Source organism: Streptomyces anulatus (assembly GCF_014650675.1).
Taxonomy (GTDB): domain Bacteria; phylum Actinomycetota; class Actinomycetes; order Streptomycetales; family Streptomycetaceae; genus Streptomyces; species Streptomyces anulatus.
The window spans coordinates 123,096-141,455 of the sequence record NZ_BMVK01000003.1; the positions used below are offsets into that span (position 1 = coordinate 123,096).

The 18,360-nt window shown below is 65.2% G+C and carries 16 protein-coding genes and 1 tRNA gene; 13 read left to right on the top strand and 4 right to left on the bottom strand.

The genetic code is table 11. The features are described from left to right. Positions 1-4: 4 nt before the first annotated feature. Complete coding sequence (gene dcd / locus IE272_RS08985) at positions 5-580, bottom strand: dCTP deaminase (protein WP_050358434.1); 576 nt, start codon at positions 578-580, stop codon at positions 5-7. A 530-nt stretch (positions 581-1,110) separates the two neighbouring features. Between dcd and IE272_RS08990 the strand changes: the two genes are divergently transcribed. Then, a tRNA-Gly gene (locus tag IE272_RS08990) sits at positions 1,111-1,184 on the top strand. An 84-nt stretch (positions 1,185-1,268) separates the two neighbouring features. Here the strand turns inward: IE272_RS08990 and IE272_RS08995 are convergent. Next, on the bottom strand, positions 1,269-2,111 hold the full coding sequence (locus IE272_RS08995; protein WP_190006599.1) for an NAD(P)-dependent oxidoreductase: 843 nt from the start codon (positions 2,109-2,111) through the stop codon (positions 1,269-1,271). Between the two features lie 302 nt (positions 2,112-2,413). Here IE272_RS08995 and IE272_RS09000 point away from each other — a divergent pair, with 302 nt between their 5' ends. From IE272_RS09000 to IE272_RS09045, 10 genes are all read left to right on the top strand, one after another. Further along, positions 2,414-3,643, top strand: coding sequence for a helix-turn-helix domain-containing protein (locus IE272_RS09000; protein ID WP_190006787.1), 1,230 nt, complete (start codon positions 2,414-2,416; stop codon positions 3,641-3,643). A gap of 822 nt (positions 3,644-4,465) precedes the next feature. Further along, positions 4,466-5,851 (top strand): RNA/DNA-binding domain-containing protein, encoded by a 1,386-nt coding sequence (locus tag IE272_RS09005; protein ID WP_190006600.1) that lies wholly within the window; start codon positions 4,466-4,468, stop codon positions 5,849-5,851. 392 nt (positions 5,852-6,243) lie between these two features. Continuing rightward, a complete protein-coding gene (locus tag IE272_RS09010) occupies positions 6,244-6,591 on the top strand; it encodes a transcriptional regulator (RefSeq protein ID WP_190006601.1) in 348 nt (115 codons plus the stop codon). Then, complete coding sequence (locus IE272_RS09015; RefSeq protein WP_190006602.1) at positions 6,588-7,259, top strand: nucleotidyl transferase AbiEii/AbiGii toxin family protein; 672 nt, start codon at positions 6,588-6,590, stop codon at positions 7,257-7,259. The genes IE272_RS09010 and IE272_RS09015 overlap by 4 nt, the downstream gene beginning before the upstream one ends. A 394-nt stretch (positions 7,260-7,653) precedes the next feature. Further along, on the top strand, positions 7,654-8,118 hold the full coding sequence (locus tag IE272_RS09020; RefSeq protein WP_073958209.1) for a hypothetical protein: 465 nt from the start codon (positions 7,654-7,656) through the stop codon (positions 8,116-8,118). Beyond that, complete coding sequence (locus IE272_RS09025; protein ID WP_190006603.1) at positions 8,115-8,768, top strand: hypothetical protein; 654 nt, start codon at positions 8,115-8,117, stop codon at positions 8,766-8,768. Before IE272_RS09020 ends, IE272_RS09025 begins: the two co-directional genes overlap by 4 nt. 3 nt (positions 8,769-8,771) lie before the next feature. After that, positions 8,772-13,538: a putative T7SS-secreted protein gene (locus tag IE272_RS09030; RefSeq protein ID WP_190006604.1), complete on the top strand. Its 4,767-nt coding sequence runs from the start codon at positions 8,772-8,774 to the stop codon at positions 13,536-13,538. A gap of 8 nt (positions 13,539-13,546) precedes the next feature. Next, positions 13,547-13,978: a hypothetical protein gene (locus tag IE272_RS09035; RefSeq protein WP_190006605.1), complete on the top strand. Its 432-nt coding sequence runs from the start codon at positions 13,547-13,549 to the stop codon at positions 13,976-13,978. 829 nt (positions 13,979-14,807) lie between these two features. Beyond that, a complete protein-coding gene (locus tag IE272_RS09040) occupies positions 14,808-15,242 on the top strand; it encodes a hypothetical protein (RefSeq protein WP_190006606.1) in 435 nt (144 codons plus the stop codon). 216 nt (positions 15,243-15,458) lie between these two features. Then, on the top strand, positions 15,459-16,313 hold the full coding sequence (locus IE272_RS09045) for an IS5 family transposase (RefSeq protein WP_190006607.1): 855 nt from the start codon (positions 15,459-15,461) through the stop codon (positions 16,311-16,313). 34 nt (positions 16,314-16,347) lie between these two features. On the opposite strand, the gene IE272_RS09050 is transcribed toward IE272_RS09045, so the two are convergent. After that, entirely contained in the window at positions 16,348-16,743 is a 396-nt protein-coding gene (locus IE272_RS09050) for a contact-dependent growth inhibition system immunity protein (protein WP_229897242.1), read from the bottom strand. 152 nt (positions 16,744-16,895) lie between these two features. Between IE272_RS09050 and IE272_RS09055 the strand changes: the two genes are divergently transcribed. After that, entirely contained in the window at positions 16,896-17,144 is a 249-nt protein-coding gene (locus IE272_RS09055; protein ID WP_007457715.1) for a type II toxin-antitoxin system CcdA family antitoxin, read from the top strand. Continuing rightward, the gene (locus tag IE272_RS09060) at positions 17,141-17,542 is read left to right on the top strand and encodes a DNA-binding protein (protein ID WP_098893257.1); all 402 of its coding nucleotides are present in this window, start codon (positions 17,141-17,143) and stop codon (positions 17,540-17,542) included. The genes IE272_RS09055 and IE272_RS09060 overlap by 4 nt, the downstream gene beginning before the upstream one ends. Positions 17,543-17,776: 234 nt before the next feature. On the opposite strand, the gene IE272_RS09065 is transcribed toward IE272_RS09060, so the two are convergent. Next, the gene (locus IE272_RS09065) at positions 17,777-18,322 is read right to left on the bottom strand and encodes a hypothetical protein (RefSeq protein WP_229897243.1); all 546 of its coding nucleotides are present in this window, start codon (positions 18,320-18,322) and stop codon (positions 17,777-17,779) included. Positions 18,323-18,360: the final 38 nt, after the last annotated feature.

The following is an 18,360-nucleotide window of genomic DNA, read 5'->3' on the forward strand; positions in this document are numbered from 1 at the left end:
TTGATCACACCTGGGTCCGATGGAAGTTCTGGAACGACCGCGAGGCCGTCGGGCCCCGCTGCCCCTGGTACCGCGACTCGTACCGCTCGGAGCCGTACGGGAACTCGGAGGACGAGGTCAGCTTGAACAGGCACAGCTGCCCGATCTTCATGCCCGGCCAGAGCTTTATCGGCAGGGTCGCGAGGTTCGACAGCTCCAGGGTCACGTGCCCGGAGAACCCGGGGTCGATGAACCCGGCCGTCGAGTGCGTCACCAGCCCGAGCCGCCCGAGCGAACTCTTGCCCTCCAGCCGCGAGGCCAGATCATCGGGCAGCGAGATCACCTCGTACGTGGACGCCAGCACGAACTCCCCGGGGTGCAGGATGAACGCCTCGTCGCCCTCCGGCTCGACCGTACGGGTCAGATCGGGCTGTTCGACGGCCGGATCGATGTGCGGGTACCGGTGGTTCTCGAACACCCGGAAGTAGCGGTCCAGCCGCACGTCGATGCTCGACGGCTGCACCATCGAAGGGTCGTACGGATCAATACGGACTCGGCCGGCGTCGATCTCGGCCCGGATGTCCTTGTCTGAGAGAAGCACCCACCGAGGATACGCAGAACGCGCGAGCCCGCCCCAACCGGACCACCCGCGCGCCTGCGGAACACCTCCACCCCGCTACATCTCTTTCCCGCGTCCGCTCGTCTTTCCCGCGTCCGCCCGCTACCGCTTCTCGAACGCCACCGGCACGGCCTGCCGCAACCGCGCACACCGGGGACACCGGATCAACCGCCCGGGCCCGATCCGGCCGGCCCCGAGCTGCTGCATCGGGAACGACGAGGTAGCGAAAACATGCCCTTCGGCACAGCGGACGACGGTGCGCTCCATCGACTCCATCAAGTCCCTTCCCCAACCACATATGGACGAGAAAGCCACATTAGGGGATGAACGGGACGCCACTCCACGCGGCACTCCGACCACCCACGCTACGCCCCCAACTCCCGCCCATCACACCCCCGTCCACCCACCCTCCCCCACCGGACACACGACACGGAGGCCCCACGGCTCATCCGCCGGGGGCCTGGCATGGGGTAGAGTGTGGAACGATGCAGCGCCGGTGATCGGCACGCTTCGCGGGTGTAGTTTAATGGTAGAACATGAGCTTCCCAAGCTCAGAGCGCGAGTTCGATTCTCGTCACCCGCTCCACGACTGAGGCCCAGGTCAATTGACCCGGGCCTTGTTTGTTGTCTGAACCTGCGTAGGTGCCGCGTGCCCGATCCGTGCCCGAATTCAACGGCTCTTCTCTGACCGGAGCTGGGAGAGTGTGTGCACGACCGGCAGGTCGAACTGGTCCTTGTCCTGCTCCCAGTAGGCGAGCACCCGAGCCGTGGCTTCGGCCATGTCCGTGGGCAGGTCAGCCGCGCGGAGAGTATCGGCGACCTCTTCCATCTCGGGCGCCCAGCGCCAGGCTCGGGCTGCCACGCTCGGTAGATACTCCGGATCGGAGAGGATCGCGGAGATCATGACCTCGGCTTCGGCTGTGAGCTGATCACCGACTCCATGGGCGTCGGCGAGCGCGTGAGCGACTCCGGCGAGGGTGCGGGCGGCCTTCTGGTAGCTGGAGAAGGCCATCTTCAGCGCGGAAGCGGAACCGAGTGTGTCCCCGACGCGGCACACGTGCAGCGCAGAGTCCGTGAACAGCGACGCCACCGGCTCGACGGCGGAGTCGGCCCCTGCAAGATAGAGCCGCGTCGCGCGCCCATCGCCTGGCGGCTGACCGAAAACGGCACCGTCGACGACTGCGGAGCCGGGGCGGATCTCGTCAGCGATGCGCCGTACGCGTTGAGGGCTGATGGCGTTGATATCGACGTACACCCCCGCGAAGCCGTGTGCGGCCACCGCCGCTGCAACGTCCTCCGCCGCCTGCGGTGGGCAGACCGAGAGAACGATCGCGCTGCGCGACAGCGCTTCCGGGAGCGAGTCGCACGCAGTGGCACCGGCCTCTCTCGCGCGGCGCCACGTGTGCTCGCTGCGGCACTTGGTCACCGACAGCGCCTCATGGCCGCCGGCGACGATCTCGGCGGTGATCGCCGCGCCCATGGATCCAGGGTGGAGCACGGTCACGGTGATCACTGGCTGCCTCCGGCGGTCTGCGACGTGGAGTGTTCCTCATCCCATGATCCGCTGCCGCCCGGCACCAACGGCTACAGAATCAACACCTCGTGGCGGTCCGGGCACTGATGGAGGACAGAAGTGCCTCCGGGCTCTTGGACTGACCATTCAGAGCACGACAGCGGTACACGAGCCGTGGCCCTCCACTGTCCTGGCAGCTCGTCTCACGCCGAAGCCTCGTCATGGGTACCGTGCAGGAGACGAACTCTGTACGGACAGACCGGCGGTCGCGCCGGATCGTCCGGCGGCCGGGAGGTGTCCTGATGCTGGAGGAAGCCGAGGAGATCGGCAAGCGCGCTCGCAGGGCGAGGCTGCGGCTGGGCATGCCGCAGGCCGACCTGGCGACGGCCCTCGGGAAGTCGCAGGGCTGGGTGTCGAAGATGGAGCGTGGCCTGATCGAGCTGGACCGGGTCGGGCTGCTCAATCAGGTGGCCGCAGAGCTGCACGTCCATCCGAACGACCTGATCGGACGCCCGTACAGCAGCTCTCCCGACGACAGCCAGTGGCAGATCGCCGCCTCGTCGATCCTGCGCGAGCTGCGTCGCTACGACCTCGTCCCCGTCTTCGACGGGGCTCCGCGACCGGCATCACAGCTGTGGCGTGAGGTGACCCGGCTTCACCGCCTGCGGGACACCGCCTCCAACGTCGGGATTCTCCGAGTTCTCCCGGATCTGTTCCGGGAAGCGCGCGCTCTGGCGGAGGACTCGGACGGGCACGATCGGGAAGAGGCGTACGCCGTCTACGCCGTGTGCTGCAAGTTCGCGCACACCGCGGCGCACGCCCTCGGGCATCCCGAGCTGGTGGCCATGGCATGCGAACGAGCCGCGTGGTCAGCCAGGTTGTCGGGAGATCCGGTGCTGCCTGCCGTCGCCGACTGGATGCGCGTCTGGGACATGTGGGCGACGGCTGACTGGGCCGACGCTCTGACGCTCTCGGACAAGGCGATCGCCTCGGTGCAACAGCCGTACGAGCATGGTGACCCGCTGGCCATGCGGGCCTGGGGCACGCTACAACTACGGGCGGCCATCTCCGCCGCTCGGGCCGGCCGCCCATCGGAAGCGGAGGACCGCATCGGACATGCGAAGGACGCGGCGGAACGCGTGGACGCGTACGTCGGCGCACCGGTGTACGACCGGCATTCGCTGACGTTCTCCGCTGGGAACGTGCAGATCCACGCGATCAGCGTGGCCCTGGAAATGAGCAAGCAGGGCAAAGCTCTGGAGATAAACCGCCGTACCAGCCCGAGCTTGGTCGGGGCACTGCCCAACTCCCGTCAGGGTCACCACCACATGGACGTCGCACGGGCCTGGCTGTGGGACGGGAACCGAGCAAAGGCCCTCACCGAGCTGGAGACGGCTGAGCGGATCGCGCCGCAGCTCGTACGGAACCATCCCATCGCCCGTTCAACGCTTCGCAGCATCGTCTACGCGGAACGGGCAGCCACGAGGGAGAAGCTGCGGCACATGTCCGACCGATTTCACCTGGACGGATAGGGGTCGTATTCCTCCGGCTCATATTCGAGGATCGTCCTGTCCCTAACTTCGGGGCATGACGCGACGACGTTCTTCTCATCTTCCCTCGCAGGGAGCCGAGTTAGGTACGGCAGCACCGTTCGTTCCACGGCTCGGCGACCTCGCAACGGACAGCGCTCGCGATGGCCGTGTCGGGGTTGTGGTCGCTCTCCCCGGTGAGGGCTCCGTGCCCTTCGGAGCGGACAGCAGCGGTCAAGTGCGGCTTCCAGAGACCTCGCCGACCGCACCTGGACCGGACAAACATGCAGGTCAGGGCGACTGCACCAGTCCAAGAACCGTTGATTCCCAAGCTCAGAGCGCGAGTTCGATTCTCGTCACCCGCTCTTTGATGAAGGCCTTGGTCGGAGACCAGGGCCTTGTTGCTGTCTTGACCACCGTCACGGCGCATGCCATTGGCATGCCGTAAGTGTCCTTCCAACCGGCTCAGCCGGGCACTGCAGCAACATCGCGCTTCCCTTGTCTGCGAGCGGCAACACCCCACGGGACCGTGGAAACCGGCGCTCACCCGACGCGACAGCCGGGCCATCAGCCTGACCGCCACCAGCCCAAACAACTAAAACGGCACACCGAAGAAGCCGGCGGACCGGCACGAAGGATCGAGGTAACGGGCAGGTCCACAGACTGCCCGACACGCCGACGCCTACGAGGTCAAGATCATTCGCACCAAAACAGCTCCAACCCAAAGCCGCTTCACCGACCTTGGCTTACGCGTCTACTCCCCCAGCACGAGACCGACTGGGTAAGATCACCGGAACGGGCTAGGCACGGGGAGGCTACCGCCGAATGTCGATTCAAAAAATCTCGGTACCTAAGAACCAGGTCTACAAGATCCTTCAGATAGAGGAAGGCCATTTCGAGGACCTGAAGGCAATCGATATCTCACCGGCAAAGCTCACGAAGGCCATTTCTGCTTTCGCTAACGCAGATGGCGGAGAACTTTATGTCGGAATTGACGAAGGGCCCAATGGAAAGAATCACAGTTGGCGCGGATTCGATAATATGGAAGCAGCCAACGGGCATCTGCAAGTATTTGAAGAGCTATTTCCACTCGGTGGAGATTTCCTTTATGAATTCATGCAATGCGACGGGCATCCCGGCCTAGTCCTGCATGTAATCATCCAAAAGACCAAGGAAATCAAGCGCGCCAGCGACGGGAAACCGTACGTCCGCCGCGGGAGCCAAAGCCTCCCAGTAGGCGCAGACCGTCTTGAAGGCCTGCGCCGAAACAAGGGCATCACGTCTTTCGAATCCGAAACTGTACCAGCCCCGATCGATATAATCACTAATTCGCTAACCATAATCGATTTCATGCTCAGCAGCGTCCCCACCGGAGAACCTGAACCGTGGCTGCGGAAACAAATGATGATCGTGGGAGATAAACCCACAGTGGCGGGTCTCCTTCTCTACTCAGATGAGCCACAAGCTCCGCTACCCAAGCGCTGTGCCATCAAAATCTACAGGTACAAGACTACCGACCCACAGGGTTCGCGAGAGAATCTTGCGTTCGACCCTCTAACTGTCGAGGGCTCTCTCTACGGACAAATCAAGGCAGCCGTAGCAAAAACCTCTGAACTGATCGAAGAGGTGAAGATACTCGGCCCTGAAGGACTCGCACCGATCACGTATCCGTTTGAAACTCTGCACGAGATCATCACGAACGCCGTAATCCATAGGGACTACGGAACCGCAGACGACGTGCACGTCAGAATTTTTGATAATCGGGTTGAGGTGGAGAGCCCCGGACGCCTACCTGCTCACATCACGACTCGCAACATTCTCAAAGAGCGGTTTTCCCGCAATGGCGCAATCGTTCGACTAATTAACAAGTTCCCAGATCCACCAAACAAGGATGTGGGTGAGGGTTTGGCCACAGCGTTTGCCGCCATGAAAAAGCTGAAACTGAAAGACCCCGTAATCGAGGAACTGGAAAACTCCGTCCTCGTCAACATCCGTCACGAGCGACTGGGATCACCTGAAGAAATAGTAATGCAATACCTCACTAGTCACGAGGAAATCAACAATCGGACGGTACGAGCGCTAACTGGAATTGGGTCGGAGAATAAGGTTAAAACCATTTTCCTTCGTCTGATCGACGCTGGACAGATTGAGCGTGTCCCGGGGAAGAGGGGGAGCGCTTCCGCTTACCGAATGGCGACCAGCTCCGAGTAGAGCTTGGGGACACCTCCGTAGCGAGGTCAACCAACCGCGTACCTCGTGCCCCGTCTCATTCAGGCCGTTTAAGTTAGTTCAGACCGGACCAGACAGCTTCTTGGTTGCCCAGACCGCACACCCCGTACGCAAGTGAACGGCCGCAGGCTCAAGCCGCCTGGCCGCCAACAGGCTTCGAAGCAGCGCACTCCCCCAGCCTGTAGTGACGTCCGGCGGGTCGTCCGAGCTGGGGCGCCGGTCCCGGTCGGCCGGCGACCCCAAGCTCAGCGCGGGTTGCATTCTCGTCACCCGCTCTACGAAAAACCCCAGGCCAACGGCCGGGGGCTTCCTTGTATGCGGCACCTTGTCACCGTCCGGTCGGCTTCGGCGACCTCTCCCTGGATAATCGACGTATGGCATCACAGCCCAGCCTTTCCGATCTCCGCCGCGCCAAGTTCGCCCGGCGTCTGCCCGCAGCACTCTCCGAGCTCGCCGGCCCCGAGCACGGCACGGTGGGCCTGCCACTTCACCTGGCGTGGTCGGGACTGACCAGGTTCGATCTCGATCAGCCCCGGCTGCGGATGAGCTACTACCGCATCGTGCTGGCCGAGGGCCAGCACGATGATCTGGTCCGGTATCTCGATCGCGGCCTCCTCGTCAGCTTGTGGCCCACACTGCGCACACTGATCAGCCGTGATGTGCGTGAAGTGTGGGAACGCTCCTTCGACGAACTCGCCCACAGCACCCGGGCCGCTGCGTGAACCTCACCGACCTTCACCGTCGCCTTCTTGCAGACGTGCTCGCCGTAGGCGGCTCTTACCCTTTGGCGCTAACCGGCGGCTACGCGGTCCAGGCACACGGCCTGGTCGATCGGCTCAGCCAGGACCTCGATGTCGCGACCGAGAACCCCGATCATATGGAAGACATTGCCGCTTCCGTGCGAATGGGCCTGGAACAGCGCGGATGGCAGGTCAGTGCTCTGGAAACAGACCCTCTCTCCGCCCGCCTGATCGTCACCGACCCCGCGAGCCTTGAAGAGTGCGAGGTCGACATCCTCAAGGAAGCACTCTGGCGGCCGCCCGTACATACCGAGCACGGCTTGGTCCTGTCTCTGGAAGATGTCGTTGGGACCAAGGTCCGCGCACTGGCCGACCGCGGACTCGCCAGGGACCTGATCGACGTACAGGCCGCCGCGAACCGCTGGAGCCATGCCGAACTCGAGGAACTCGGACGGCGCCATGCCCGCGACTCCTTCGATCTGAGCGAGCTCCAAGCGCGACTGGGCGGAGCCGACTGGATCGACGACACAGAATTCGCCGCCTACGGACTCGACGAGCAGGCAATCACCGGGCTGCGGCAGTGGGCACAGGCATGGGGCGACGACATCGGCGAACGACTCCAGGAGCTGGAAGTTCCGCACGAAGACTGATGACTGTATAGAGACCATGTGCTAACAGGATGCACATCAGGCTGCTCAGACCTCAACGACCGTGCCCCATCCGTGCCCTTCGGAGCGGACAACAGCGGTCAAGAGCAGTGCCCAGAGACCGCGCCAACCTCGCCCCACCCAGACGAACATGCAGCTCAAAGGCACTTTGACTGCCCAAGAGCCGCTGATTCCCAAGCTCAGAGCGCGATTTCGATTCTCGTCACCCGCTCTTTGATGAAGGCCCTGGTCGGAGACCAGGGCCTTTCTTGTGTTCGGGATCGGCCCGACTGTGGAGGCTATGGGGACGGCTGGAACTACGGGGTTGCCAGCGAGCGTGGTGTTCTAGCGTGTGCAGTGGTGAAGGGTGACAGCTCACGTACGGGGAGGGCTTCCAGTGGGTGACGGGGCAGCACTGACGGATCGGATTGCCGAGCGGCGGGCCGGGGTCGGGGACCCGGGGGCGCTCGTGGGTGAGCTGCGGCGGGCCCTCGTGCTCGTGCCGTACGACCGGGGTGGGCTCTGGACCGCTGAGTTCGGTGGGGTGCGGTGGGTGTGCGGGTTCACCGATGAGACCGCGTTGGCCCGGTTCGCCGAGGAGCGGGCTGTGGTGGAGGGGGCGGCCGGGGCCGCCTCCAGGAGTTGGGAGTACGCCGCGTTTCGCGGGGCCCGGTTGCTGGATGAGGTCATCCCGGCGATGGGGGTGCCGGCCGGGGTCGCCGTGAACGTCGCCGATCCGGACGGGGCCATGTTGTTTCCGCCGGTGGTGGGGATCGTGCCGGATGCCGTCGCCGTCGATGCGGACGTACCGGATACCCGGGCTGTCCACGGAGACGCAAAGGGCGAAGGGGCAGGGCTGTGAGCGGTGGCGGGGCCGAAGACCTCAACGTCGATCCGGTCAGTGTTCAGCTGATCACCACCGGGCTGCGGGAAGCCGTGGCGGAGTTGAAGGAGATCGGTACCGGTACGGGGGCCGTGCTCGGCAAGGGGCTTTCCGAGTTGTCGATGACCGGCATGGAGGCCGGGCATCACGGGCTTTCGGTGGATTTCGAGGACTTCTGCGAGCGGTGGGAGTGGGGTGTCCGGGCGCTGGTCCAGGACGCCAACGCCATCGCGGCGAAGCTGGGGCTGGCGGCGGGGATCGTCTGGGAGGAGGACCAGTACGTCCAGGGCACGCTGAAGATCGCCGTGAACGCGGGCGTGGGAAATCCGCACGCCTCCGAGGACGAGATCGTCCAGCAGGACTGGGGCGATGTGTTCACCCCCGACTACCTGAGCCCCGACTACAGCCAGGAGTCGTTCGAGCGGACCGCCGACGAGGCCGGGCAGACCTGGAAGGACACCGGGCGGGCACTCGTCACGGAAGGGAACGGTGGGCGGCAGGCCGAGCAGCTGAACGAGCTGTTCGGCGTGGATCAGCAGGCGTTCGACCGGTCCGTGGACGACACGTTCGGGCCATCCCCCGAGGAGCGGGCACGGCAGCAGCAGGAGCAGGGCGACGGGGGGAACTAGGTCATGGGCTTCAAAGATTTCGTCAGTGACATCACGCCCGATGTCGTCGAGGACGCCGTCGAGGACGGTGTCGAGTGGGCAGGCGACCGGGTCGAGGACGCCGGGAACTGGGCCGGCGACCGGCTCGACGACGCCGGCTGGGAGACCGGGGCGGACTGGGTACGGGAGAAGTCCCGGTCCGTCGCGAACCGGATGGGCGCCGAGGTCGACGAGATGGACCTCGGGCAGACCGAGGACAAGACCAAGCTCATCTACGGCAGCCCGTCCGAGATCCGGTCCACCGCCTCCCACCTGCGTAAACTCCAAGGCGCGTTCGACCAGGTCGGCGGCGGGCTCAAGGGAGTCGACTCCTCCGCGCTCAAGGGGCAGGCCGCGGACGCCTTCCGGGACTCCGTGTCGATCGAGCCGCCGAAGTGGTTCAAGGCCGCCGACGCCTTCGAGAAGGCCGCCGGTGCGCTCGACTCCTTCGCCGGGACCGTGGAATGGGCGCAGGGGCAGGCCCAGACCGCGATCGACAAGTGGAAGGCCGGGACCAAGGCGTCCGAGGACGCCAGGGACGCGCACAACGAGAAGACGACCACGTACAACAAGGCCGTCGACGCCTACAACGCCAAGCCCTCCGACCAGCGTGACCCTTCCTCGCTGCCGCCCAAGCCGGGTACGTTCAGCGACCCCGGCACGGGGCGGATGGAGGAGGCCCAGTCGCTGCTCGCGGAGGCGCGCAAGCAGCGCAACACGGCGGCCGAGACCGCGCGCAAGGCCGTCACCGCGGCCCGGGACTCCGCGCCGGAGAAGCCGCGGTACTCCGAGCAGGCCATGGACGGGCTCGCCGAGTACCAGGTGATCCAGACCCACATCGCGGGCGGCGTCGTCAAGGGCGCGGCAGGCATCCTGAACTTCGCGCGCAGCGTCAACCCGACCGATCCGTACAACATCACCCACCCCGCGGAGTACGCGCTCGCACTCAACAACACCGCCGCCGGGCTCGTCCGGGTCGCCAACGACCCCTGGGGCACCGGCAAGCAGATGATCACCGACTTCATGAAGGACCCCGCCGAAGGATTCGGGCGGCTCTTGCCCGACCTGGCCCTCACCGCCGCGACCGGCGGCGCGGGGGCCGGTGTCAAGGGCGCCCGGGTGGTGAAGGAAGCTGCCGACATAGCCTCCGACGCACGCAGACTGGAGCGTGCCGCTCCCGAGGGCACCCACAACCGCCCTGACGGCATTCGCACCATCCAGGGCACCGACCCGGTCGACCTCGCCTCCGGGCGTATGTTTCTGCCCCAGACCGACGTGGTCCTGCCCGGGGTGCTGCCCCTGGCCTTCACCCGCCGGGTGGAGTCGGGCTACACCGCGGGCAGGTTCTTCGGCCCCTCCTGGTCCTCCACCGTCGACGAACGCCTGGAGATCGACGCCAACGGCGTCATCCACGTCACCGACGATGGCCTGCTGATCACCTACCCCCATCCCGTGCCAGGGCTGCCCACTCTCCCGGGCTCCGGGACCACGCGGGGCATCCTGGGCCGCGAGGTAGGCGGCGACTACACCGTCGCCGATCCCTCAACCGGTCTCGTACGCCACTTCGCCGCTCCGCCCGGGTGCGAACCCGGTGGAGACGGTGTTGCCTGGCTCGTCCAGATCACCGACCGGAGCGGGCAGAGCATCTCCATCGACCGCGCCGAGGACGGCACCCCCCTGGCGCTCGTGCATGCGGCGGGATACCAGATCCGGACCACGACGGCCTCCGGCCTCGTCACCGCGCTCGACCTCGTCGGTTCACCGCGCACGGCGAGCGACCACGTCGACGGTGACGCGCCGAAGCGCCTCATGGGGTACGGCTACGCGGATGGCAACCTCGTCACCGTCACCAAGCCGTCGGGCGCGTCACTGACGTTCACCTACGATGGCCGCCGCCGGGTCACTTCCTGGACCGACTCCAACGGCTCGTGCTACGCATACGCCTACGACGACCAAGACCGAGTGATCGCCGAAGGGGGCGAGGCAGGTCACTTCCAGCTCGCTCTCACCCATGGCGAGCCCGATACCTCAACCGGTCGACGTCTCACCACGCTGACCACGGCCGACGGGCGCAGTACGAAGCACCTGATCGATGGCGCGTGCCGCATCCTGGCCACCACCGATCCGTTGGGCAACACCACACACTTCTCCTACGATGCCTCGGGCCGTCAACTGACCCGTACCGACCCCGTCGGGCACACCACCGCCTTCGCCTACGATGCGGCGGGCAGACTCACCTCGATCATCCGTCCCGACGGCAGCGAACAGCGCACGGACCGCAACCAACTCGGTCTACCCAGCCGGTTCACCGGGCCCGACGGCGCTCGCTGGGAGCAGGAGTTCGACGACCGGGGCAATCGCATCGCTGTGACCGACCCCGCCGGACAGAGCACTCGCTACGGCTTCGACGCACAGGGCCGTCTCGTCTCGGTCAGCGACCCGCTGGGACATGTCACCCAGGTGAGCTGCGACCCGGCCGGGCTGCCACTGGAGGTCACCGACCCCCTGGGTGGCGTGACCCGCCACGAGCGGGACTCCCTGGGCCGCACCGTGCGCGTGACGAACTCTGTGGGGGCGGTCACCGTCTTCACATGGTCTGCCGACGGCCATCTCGCGCAACGCACTGGACCCGACGGCACGACGGAGACCTGGACCTACGACGGTGAAGGAAACCGCCTCACCCATACCGACCCGGTCGGCGGTGTCACCCGTTTCGAATACACCCACTTCGACCTGCTCAAGGCACGCACGGGCCCGGACGGCGCGCGCTACGAGTTCACCCACGACGCGGAGCTGCGACTGACCCAGGTCACCAATCCGCAGGGCCTGACCTGGTCGTACACCTATGACGATGCCGGGCGGCTCGTCTCCGAGTCGGACTTCGACGGTCGTGTCCACGTCTACCACCGGAACTCCGCCGGACAGATCAGCGCGCGCACCAATCCGCTTGGCGAGACCATCACCTACACGCACGACTCGCTCGGCCGGGTGGTGGGGAAAGACGTTGCGGGCCGGGTCACCGCGTATACCTATGACCGTGCTGGACGTCTGGTGGAGGCTTCCGGGCCGGACGGCGACCTCATGTACCAATATGGGCGCGGGGGGCACGTCAAGACGGAACTGGCCGACGGTCGTGTGCTCACCTTCGCGCACGACGCCTTGGGCCGCCGTACCCACCGGACCACTCCCACAGGGAAGCGCACCACGCGCGAGTACGATCCGGCCGGACGTCTCACCGGTCTGAACAGCGGCGACCACCACGTCACCTTCACCTACAACGCCATCGGTCGCGAGGTACAACGCGCCTTCGGCGACATGATCACCCTGACCTCGGCCTGGGACGAGGCGGGCCGTCTGTCCGCGCAGCACCTGCTGGCGGGCGACCGCTTGGTGAACCGCCGCTCCTACAGCTACCGGGCCGATGGCCATCTCAAGACGATGGACGACGCCTCGCGCGGCCTTCACCGCTTCGGCCTCGACGAGGCAGGACGAGTCACCGAGGTCACCGCCGCCAATTGGACCGAGACATACGCGTACGACACTGCGGGCAATCAGACCTCAGCCTCTTGGCCCTCGTTCCACCCCGGCAGCGATGCGGCCGGCGCGCGCGAATACACGGGCACGACCCTCGTGAAGGCCGGGAAGGTGCGCTACGAACATGACACAGCCGGGCGTATCGTCCTGCGCCAGATAGCCCGGCTCTCCCGGAAACCCGACACCTGGCGATACGCATGGGACGCGGAGAACCGCTTGGTCTCCACTGTCACGCCCGACGGCACCCGCTGGCACTACCGGTACGACCCCTTGGGGCGGCGCACAGCGAAGCAGCGTCTCTCCCAGGACGGCGAGACGGTGCTGGAGGAGACCCGTTTCACCTGGGACGGCACCACCCTCTGCGAACAGTCCACCGAATCGGCCGATCTGCCCCACACCGTCACCCTGACCTGGGACCATCAGGGCACCCGCCCCTTGGCACAGACGGAACGTCTCCTGGACGCGAAGGCATCCCAGAAAGCGATCGACGAACGCTTCTTCGCCATCGCCACCGACCTTGTGGGCAGTCCCACCGAACTCGTTGACGAGGCGGGCGCCCTTGCCTGGCACAGTCGCACGGCCTTGTGGGGTACGACAGCCTGGGCCAAGGGCAGCACCACCTACACACCACTACGGTTCCCGGGTCAGTACTTCGATCCCGAGACCGGCCTACATTACAACCACCACCGTCACTATGATCCCGAGACCGCTCGCTACCTCACCCCGGACCCTCTGGGGCTGACTCCCGCTCCCAATCCGTCCACCTATGTCCACAACCCTCATACCTGGGCGGACCCACTCGGACTCGCTCCCGAATATCACGAGTTCTACTCCGTCCAGGATGCTGCCAACGCGACTCGTCTGCGAGGAGACGGAACACCCTGGCCGACAGAGGATATTCGTGGACAATACGGAGAAGGCGTCTACTCTTGGGGGTCAGCAGAGGAAGCAGCTCGCTACGCGGAACGGCTCCGCAGCCGTGGCGCTGATGTCGAAGTTCTGAGATTCAGAATATCCGACTCAGATTTTTCATCGCTACATAAAGCCGACGTAGTGGAGATGTCCCCTGCCCAGGCAGAAGCATTCATGGACAGATATAGTCGCCTGTACGGAGACGGAAAGCCTCACGACTTCGATTATATTCGAGGCCACACAGGGATGGGCGACGAGCACTACTTTCACAGGCGGATTTTCGATCTTCTCAATTTCGGCGACTGAAGGAAATCATGACCGAAGTATTCAAGTTCCGCTTCCGAGGTCCGGCAGGTGGGATCGCGGTAAACCTACGAGCAGAAGCCACCACACTTGCCCGCGAGATCCCACCGTACAGCATGCAGATCTATAAAAAAGTCTGGCTCGGCCTACCCACATCCGGCCTGCATTGGAAAGATGCCGCCTGGCTGGCATTCGGGGTTTCCATAAATGCTCACGCCTTGAGCAAACTCCTCCCCGATGGAATTTTTATTCACGCATCTTCACTCGATTACCCCCTGAGCGACTATCGGTCCGAGGCGGCGGCACTGGCCATGGACGGGTGGCTTCACGAACGATTTGATATCGAAAGTTCAGGCGCTACCGTCAGGTATGAGGTTGCGGAAGGCCAGTTCACTTTCACTTGGGGAGGAACTACCCAACCCTTCTCCGATGCGCCGAGCTGAAATCCTCTACCGATATCCTCAACGACCCGCATCGCCGTCACACTTCCCAGCAATCAGGCCGCGGAGACGCGAAAGCTCACAGACAACGTCTCCGGCTATGCGGCGAACCCCGGAGCCCGCCCAGATGCGTCATCAGCGTCTCGGCGACGACGCAGAACTGCCCCGATGCGCGGCATCCCCGGGGGTCTCCGGTACTGGCGCCCACTCTTCCCGCTCATGCCCCATCCGTGCCCAGCGGAGCGGACAGCAGCGGTCGTGTGCGGTGCCAGGAGGCCATGCCTGGCCATGCCAACCTCGCACGTCTCGGCCAAACACACAGGTCAGAGCCAATACGGCCGTTCAAGAACCGTTGATTCCCAAGCTCAGAGCGCGAGTTCGATTCCCGTCACCCGCTCCACGATGAAGGCTCTGGTCAGCGACCAGGGCCTTTCTTGTTGTCTAGACCTCTTAGAGATTGGCGTGCCCGCCGCATACCCCATGTCGCCAAGATCGTGCTACGGGCGAAGGGGCAGATGACGTCCAGATCACACCGCGACAACTAGCGCGTCTCGGGTCTTGAGACCCCCTGCCGCGGTCTGTGCCACCAAGATGACAGAGCTCGCAGCGAGTATGTCGCCCCGCTTCGCCCTCCCTCACCGGAGCCGCCACCAGCCAATCCCTCCCGTTGCGGCAAGCCAGGCCGTCGCCGTCGGTGGAGAGCACCGCCGAACGTCCGCATTACCACTCAAGCTAGCCCTGCGGGTTGGAAACTCAACAATTCGGTTCATAGAAGCGCCGTGACGGTGACGATGTCCCCTGCTAACGAACGGTTAATAGGAGAGGCGCGTCCATGGTCTACGTACGCACCAGCACGCTCGACTCGATCGAAGCTGAAGTGGACAAAAACAACGGCTCTGTCGTCATCCGCAACGCTTGGGTACGCGACTGGGAAGGGATGGATCGTCTGCGGATCACGCGCCTGCAGGCTGTCCGTACTCAGATCGTACGCCGAGGTTTGCGCACGTTCCCAGAGCGCTTGCTCTACTCCGACGAGCGCTGGGCCTTCGTCGTCTACAGGCCCGAACTCCTTGTCCTTGACGTGAGTGTGCTCGCTTCCGAGGCGCGAGAGCGTGCGGCGCTCGACTACATCATGGACGCGCTCAGCAAGGGCCCGTACGGGCAGTTTCAGGTCAATGAGAATCGGTTCCAGAACATGCTCCGCAGGCTCGCTATGGCCCGCCCCGAGATCCACTGGGAGTTTAAGCGACCTACCACAGCCGCATAGGATTCAAATACTCAGTCATGGAGGCGCCTGCGGCTCAGCCTGAGCACTCAGCGCAATACGGCTTTTCCTCCAGGACGCCCCACTTCTTCGAGCCACCTCGCTTCATACACTCGGGCGCGGGCGGTGCGCCAGCGCCCCGCCCGCTACTGTCAGATCCCCTCAGACCGTGTTTGAGATCTGCCGTGTCCCGGAGCGAGAGAGGTCGTTGAGCCTTGCGTGAGTGGCTCTGGGGGCGGGTATCCGTCGGATCTAACGGATAAGCAGTGGGCTCTGGTGGAGCCGTTACTGCCAGCGGCGAGGGTCGGGCCGAAGGGCGGGCGGCGGGAGAAGCACCCACGCCGGCGGATCGTGGACGCGATCTTCTATGTGGTGCGGACCGGGTGCGCCTGGCGCCAGCTGCCGAAGGACTTCCCGCCCTGGCCCACTGTCTACTGGTACTTCACTTGGTGGCATGACGACGGCACCGTCGAGCAGGTCCACGACACGTTGCGCGGCCGGGTCCGTAAGGCTGACGGCCGTAAAGCGCAGCCGAGTGCCGGGCTGATCGACTCGCAGTCCGTGCGCACGGCCGATACGGTCCCCGTCGGCACCCGGGGCTTCGACGCAGGCAAGAAAGTGAAGGGCCGCAAGCGGTTCATCGTCTCGGACACCCTGGGTCTGCTGCTGGCTGTTCACGTGGTCGCGGCGAACATCCAGGACCGCGACGGCGCGAAGCGTTCGTTGCTGTGGACTCGCCTGGACCATCCGGGCGTGCAGAGGATCTGGGCGGACCAAGGCTTCGCCGACCGCCTCGTGGAGTGGTCAAGCACGATCCTCGGCCGCGAGCTGGAGATCGTGCGCAAGGCCCCGGGCCAGCGCGGATTCCAGGTCCAGCCCAAGAGATGGGCAGTCGAGCGCATCTTCTCGTGGCTCACCGCCCACCGCCGCCTCGCACGTGACTACGAGACCAGCCCGGCCCGCTCAGAGACCAAGATCCGCTGGGCAATGATCGGCATCATGGTCCGCCGACTCACCCGTGGCCGACCGGCGACGCGTCCGGGCCCGCGCGTGCTCCTGCGAGACGTCTCGTAGTTACGCGCGGACCTTCGCTTCCTGAGTCGGTGCTCTATGTAGCCAGGAAGAGCTCAACCTTCTGTTGCAGGTCAGGGGGCAGGCCAGTCAACTTCGAGACGATCACGCAAAGCTCTCTGCCGAGGTCGGGAAGCTCGTCCCAGACCGACGGGTTCCTGGCGAGGACCGCGGACAGCAGATCGCCTTCGTACATGTGCCCCTCTGCCATCGGGTTCTCCCGCAGTACCTCCAGTGCCAGTGGCAGGAGGTAGGGCAGGCCCGTGCCCTGCCCAATCAACAAGCGCAACTCCTCGACGGTCAGTTCGCTGATCGGTCGACGCCGCAGGGCGTGCGCAGTAGTGACAAGACGGGTGGCGTCGGCTGACGGGGCTGGCCAGCGGGCGCATTCAAGCTCTTCAAGCGAGCGATCACTATTCAAGGGGTGCGTCACTGGTCGATTGTCCTACGAGCAGATCTCAAACGCGGTCTGAGGCGCGGACATCTTTGGGCACACGACAGGGCAGCATTCCGCCACACAGGCGCTTGGCGGAGCTCGGGCGCTAATCACCGACGGCCTCACGCATACTCCGGTATGCTCCAAGCGTGTCCTCAACGACTCGCATCACCGTCACGTTGCCGAGCGACCAGGTGGCGGAGCTCCGCAAGCTCACGGACAACGTCTCCGGGTACGTGGCGGAAGCCGTGGCCCGCCAGATCCGGCACCAGCTCCTGGGCGACGACCTCCGCCGTCACGAGGAGGAGCACGGACCCTTCAGCGACGAGGAGCTCGCCGAGGCTCGCGCGAAGATCTTCGGCTCCGCCGGCACCTCCACGGGCGCGGATGCCGCGTGAGCGAACGCATCGAAACCGTCGTCCTGGACTCGGAAGGGCTCTCCGCCTGGATCGCGCAGAACCGCAAGCTGCTCGCGATGCTTCAGGTCTTCCATGACATGGGAGCCGACCTGGTCATCGGGGCCAACACCATCGTGGAAGTCAGCCACTCCCGCACCAATATGCCTCGCCTGAACTGGGCCCTGTCCCGCGTCAAGGTGGAGCCCGTCACCGAGCAGGCGGCGAAAGCAGCAGCGGAACTCCTCAAAGGTGCCGGACTGCACGGGCACAAGTACGCCATCGACGCCACAGTCGCCGAGGTCGCCCTGCGCCAGCCGAAACCCGTCGCCCTCCTGACCTCCGACAGCGACGACATGACCAAACTCTGCGGAAACCAGGTCCGCATCATCCCTCTCTGACACGCCGGCCCACCCCGAGCACACCCCCTGGCAGGGTCCGCTGCATCGCTACCCCTTCGTCACCCGCTCCACACGAAAGCCCCAGGCCAGCGGCCGGGGCTTCTTCGTTGCCTGGGGCCAGTTCAGGAGTCGCGCACCAAATCCGCTCCCAGAAGGTCAATGCGACCGTTCCCCGTTCCGGCACAGATTCTGTAGCGATCCGCTCAAAGCTTCGGCCGTGATCCGCCAGGCACCCTAGACCGCAGGCCAATGCGGGTTCGGCGTTCCGTCATCGCTCATGTGCGCCCGCCGCCAGATCCCGGTCCAGTTGATTGGGGTGTCCGGAACTACCCGGTGCCGCTGTCCGCACGGGCATGGCGCCAGCACCCACGCACAGGCCCGGCACAGCTCCACCCAGCCGTGCCCGCTCGAGTTCGACACCGGTGGTCTCTCGTCCCCGCAGGCGGGGCAGCCGGGGAGATCGGCGCCGTCCAGAATCGCGTTCTGCCGCCGGACGTACTCGGGCAGCCGCAGCGGCGGATGGCGAAACGGGGCGTCGTACCAGGCGCGGTTCGGGCCCTCCCACCAGCTTCGCAGCCACCACGGTCGCGGGTTCGCCGCGGCCCGCCGACCGGCGCGCTTCTCCGCCCGGCGCTGCGCCGCGTACTCCTCCGCCCGCGCGAGCCACAGCATCCGTGCCTCGTGCAGTTCCTCCACCGCCCGCGCCAGCGCGTCCGGGTCCGCCTCCAGCCGCCGGGGGATCGCGGCGCTGAGCGTGAGGTGGTGGTACGTCGCCCGCAAGCCGTACGGAGCAAAGCAGGTGAGGCAGGTCCGCAGCG

Coding starts and splice junctions, on each gene's coding strand:
- IE272_RS09035 (WP_190006605.1), top strand. CDS start 13,547: ATGACCGAAGTATTCAAGTTCCGCTTCCGAGGTCCGGCAGGTGGGATC.
- IE272_RS09000 (WP_190006787.1), top strand. CDS start 2,414: ATGCTGGAGGAAGCCGAGGAGATCGGCAAGCGCGCTCGCAGGGCGAGG.
- IE272_RS09005 (WP_190006600.1), top strand. CDS start 4,466: ATGTCGATTCAAAAAATCTCGGTACCTAAGAACCAGGTCTACAAGATC.
- IE272_RS09040 (WP_190006606.1), top strand. CDS start 14,808: ATGGTCTACGTACGCACCAGCACGCTCGACTCGATCGAAGCTGAAGTG.
- IE272_RS09030 (WP_190006604.1), top strand. CDS start 8,772: ATGGGCTTCAAAGATTTCGTCAGTGACATCACGCCCGATGTCGTCGAG.
- IE272_RS09010 (WP_190006601.1), top strand. CDS start 6,244: ATGGCATCACAGCCCAGCCTTTCCGATCTCCGCCGCGCCAAGTTCGCC.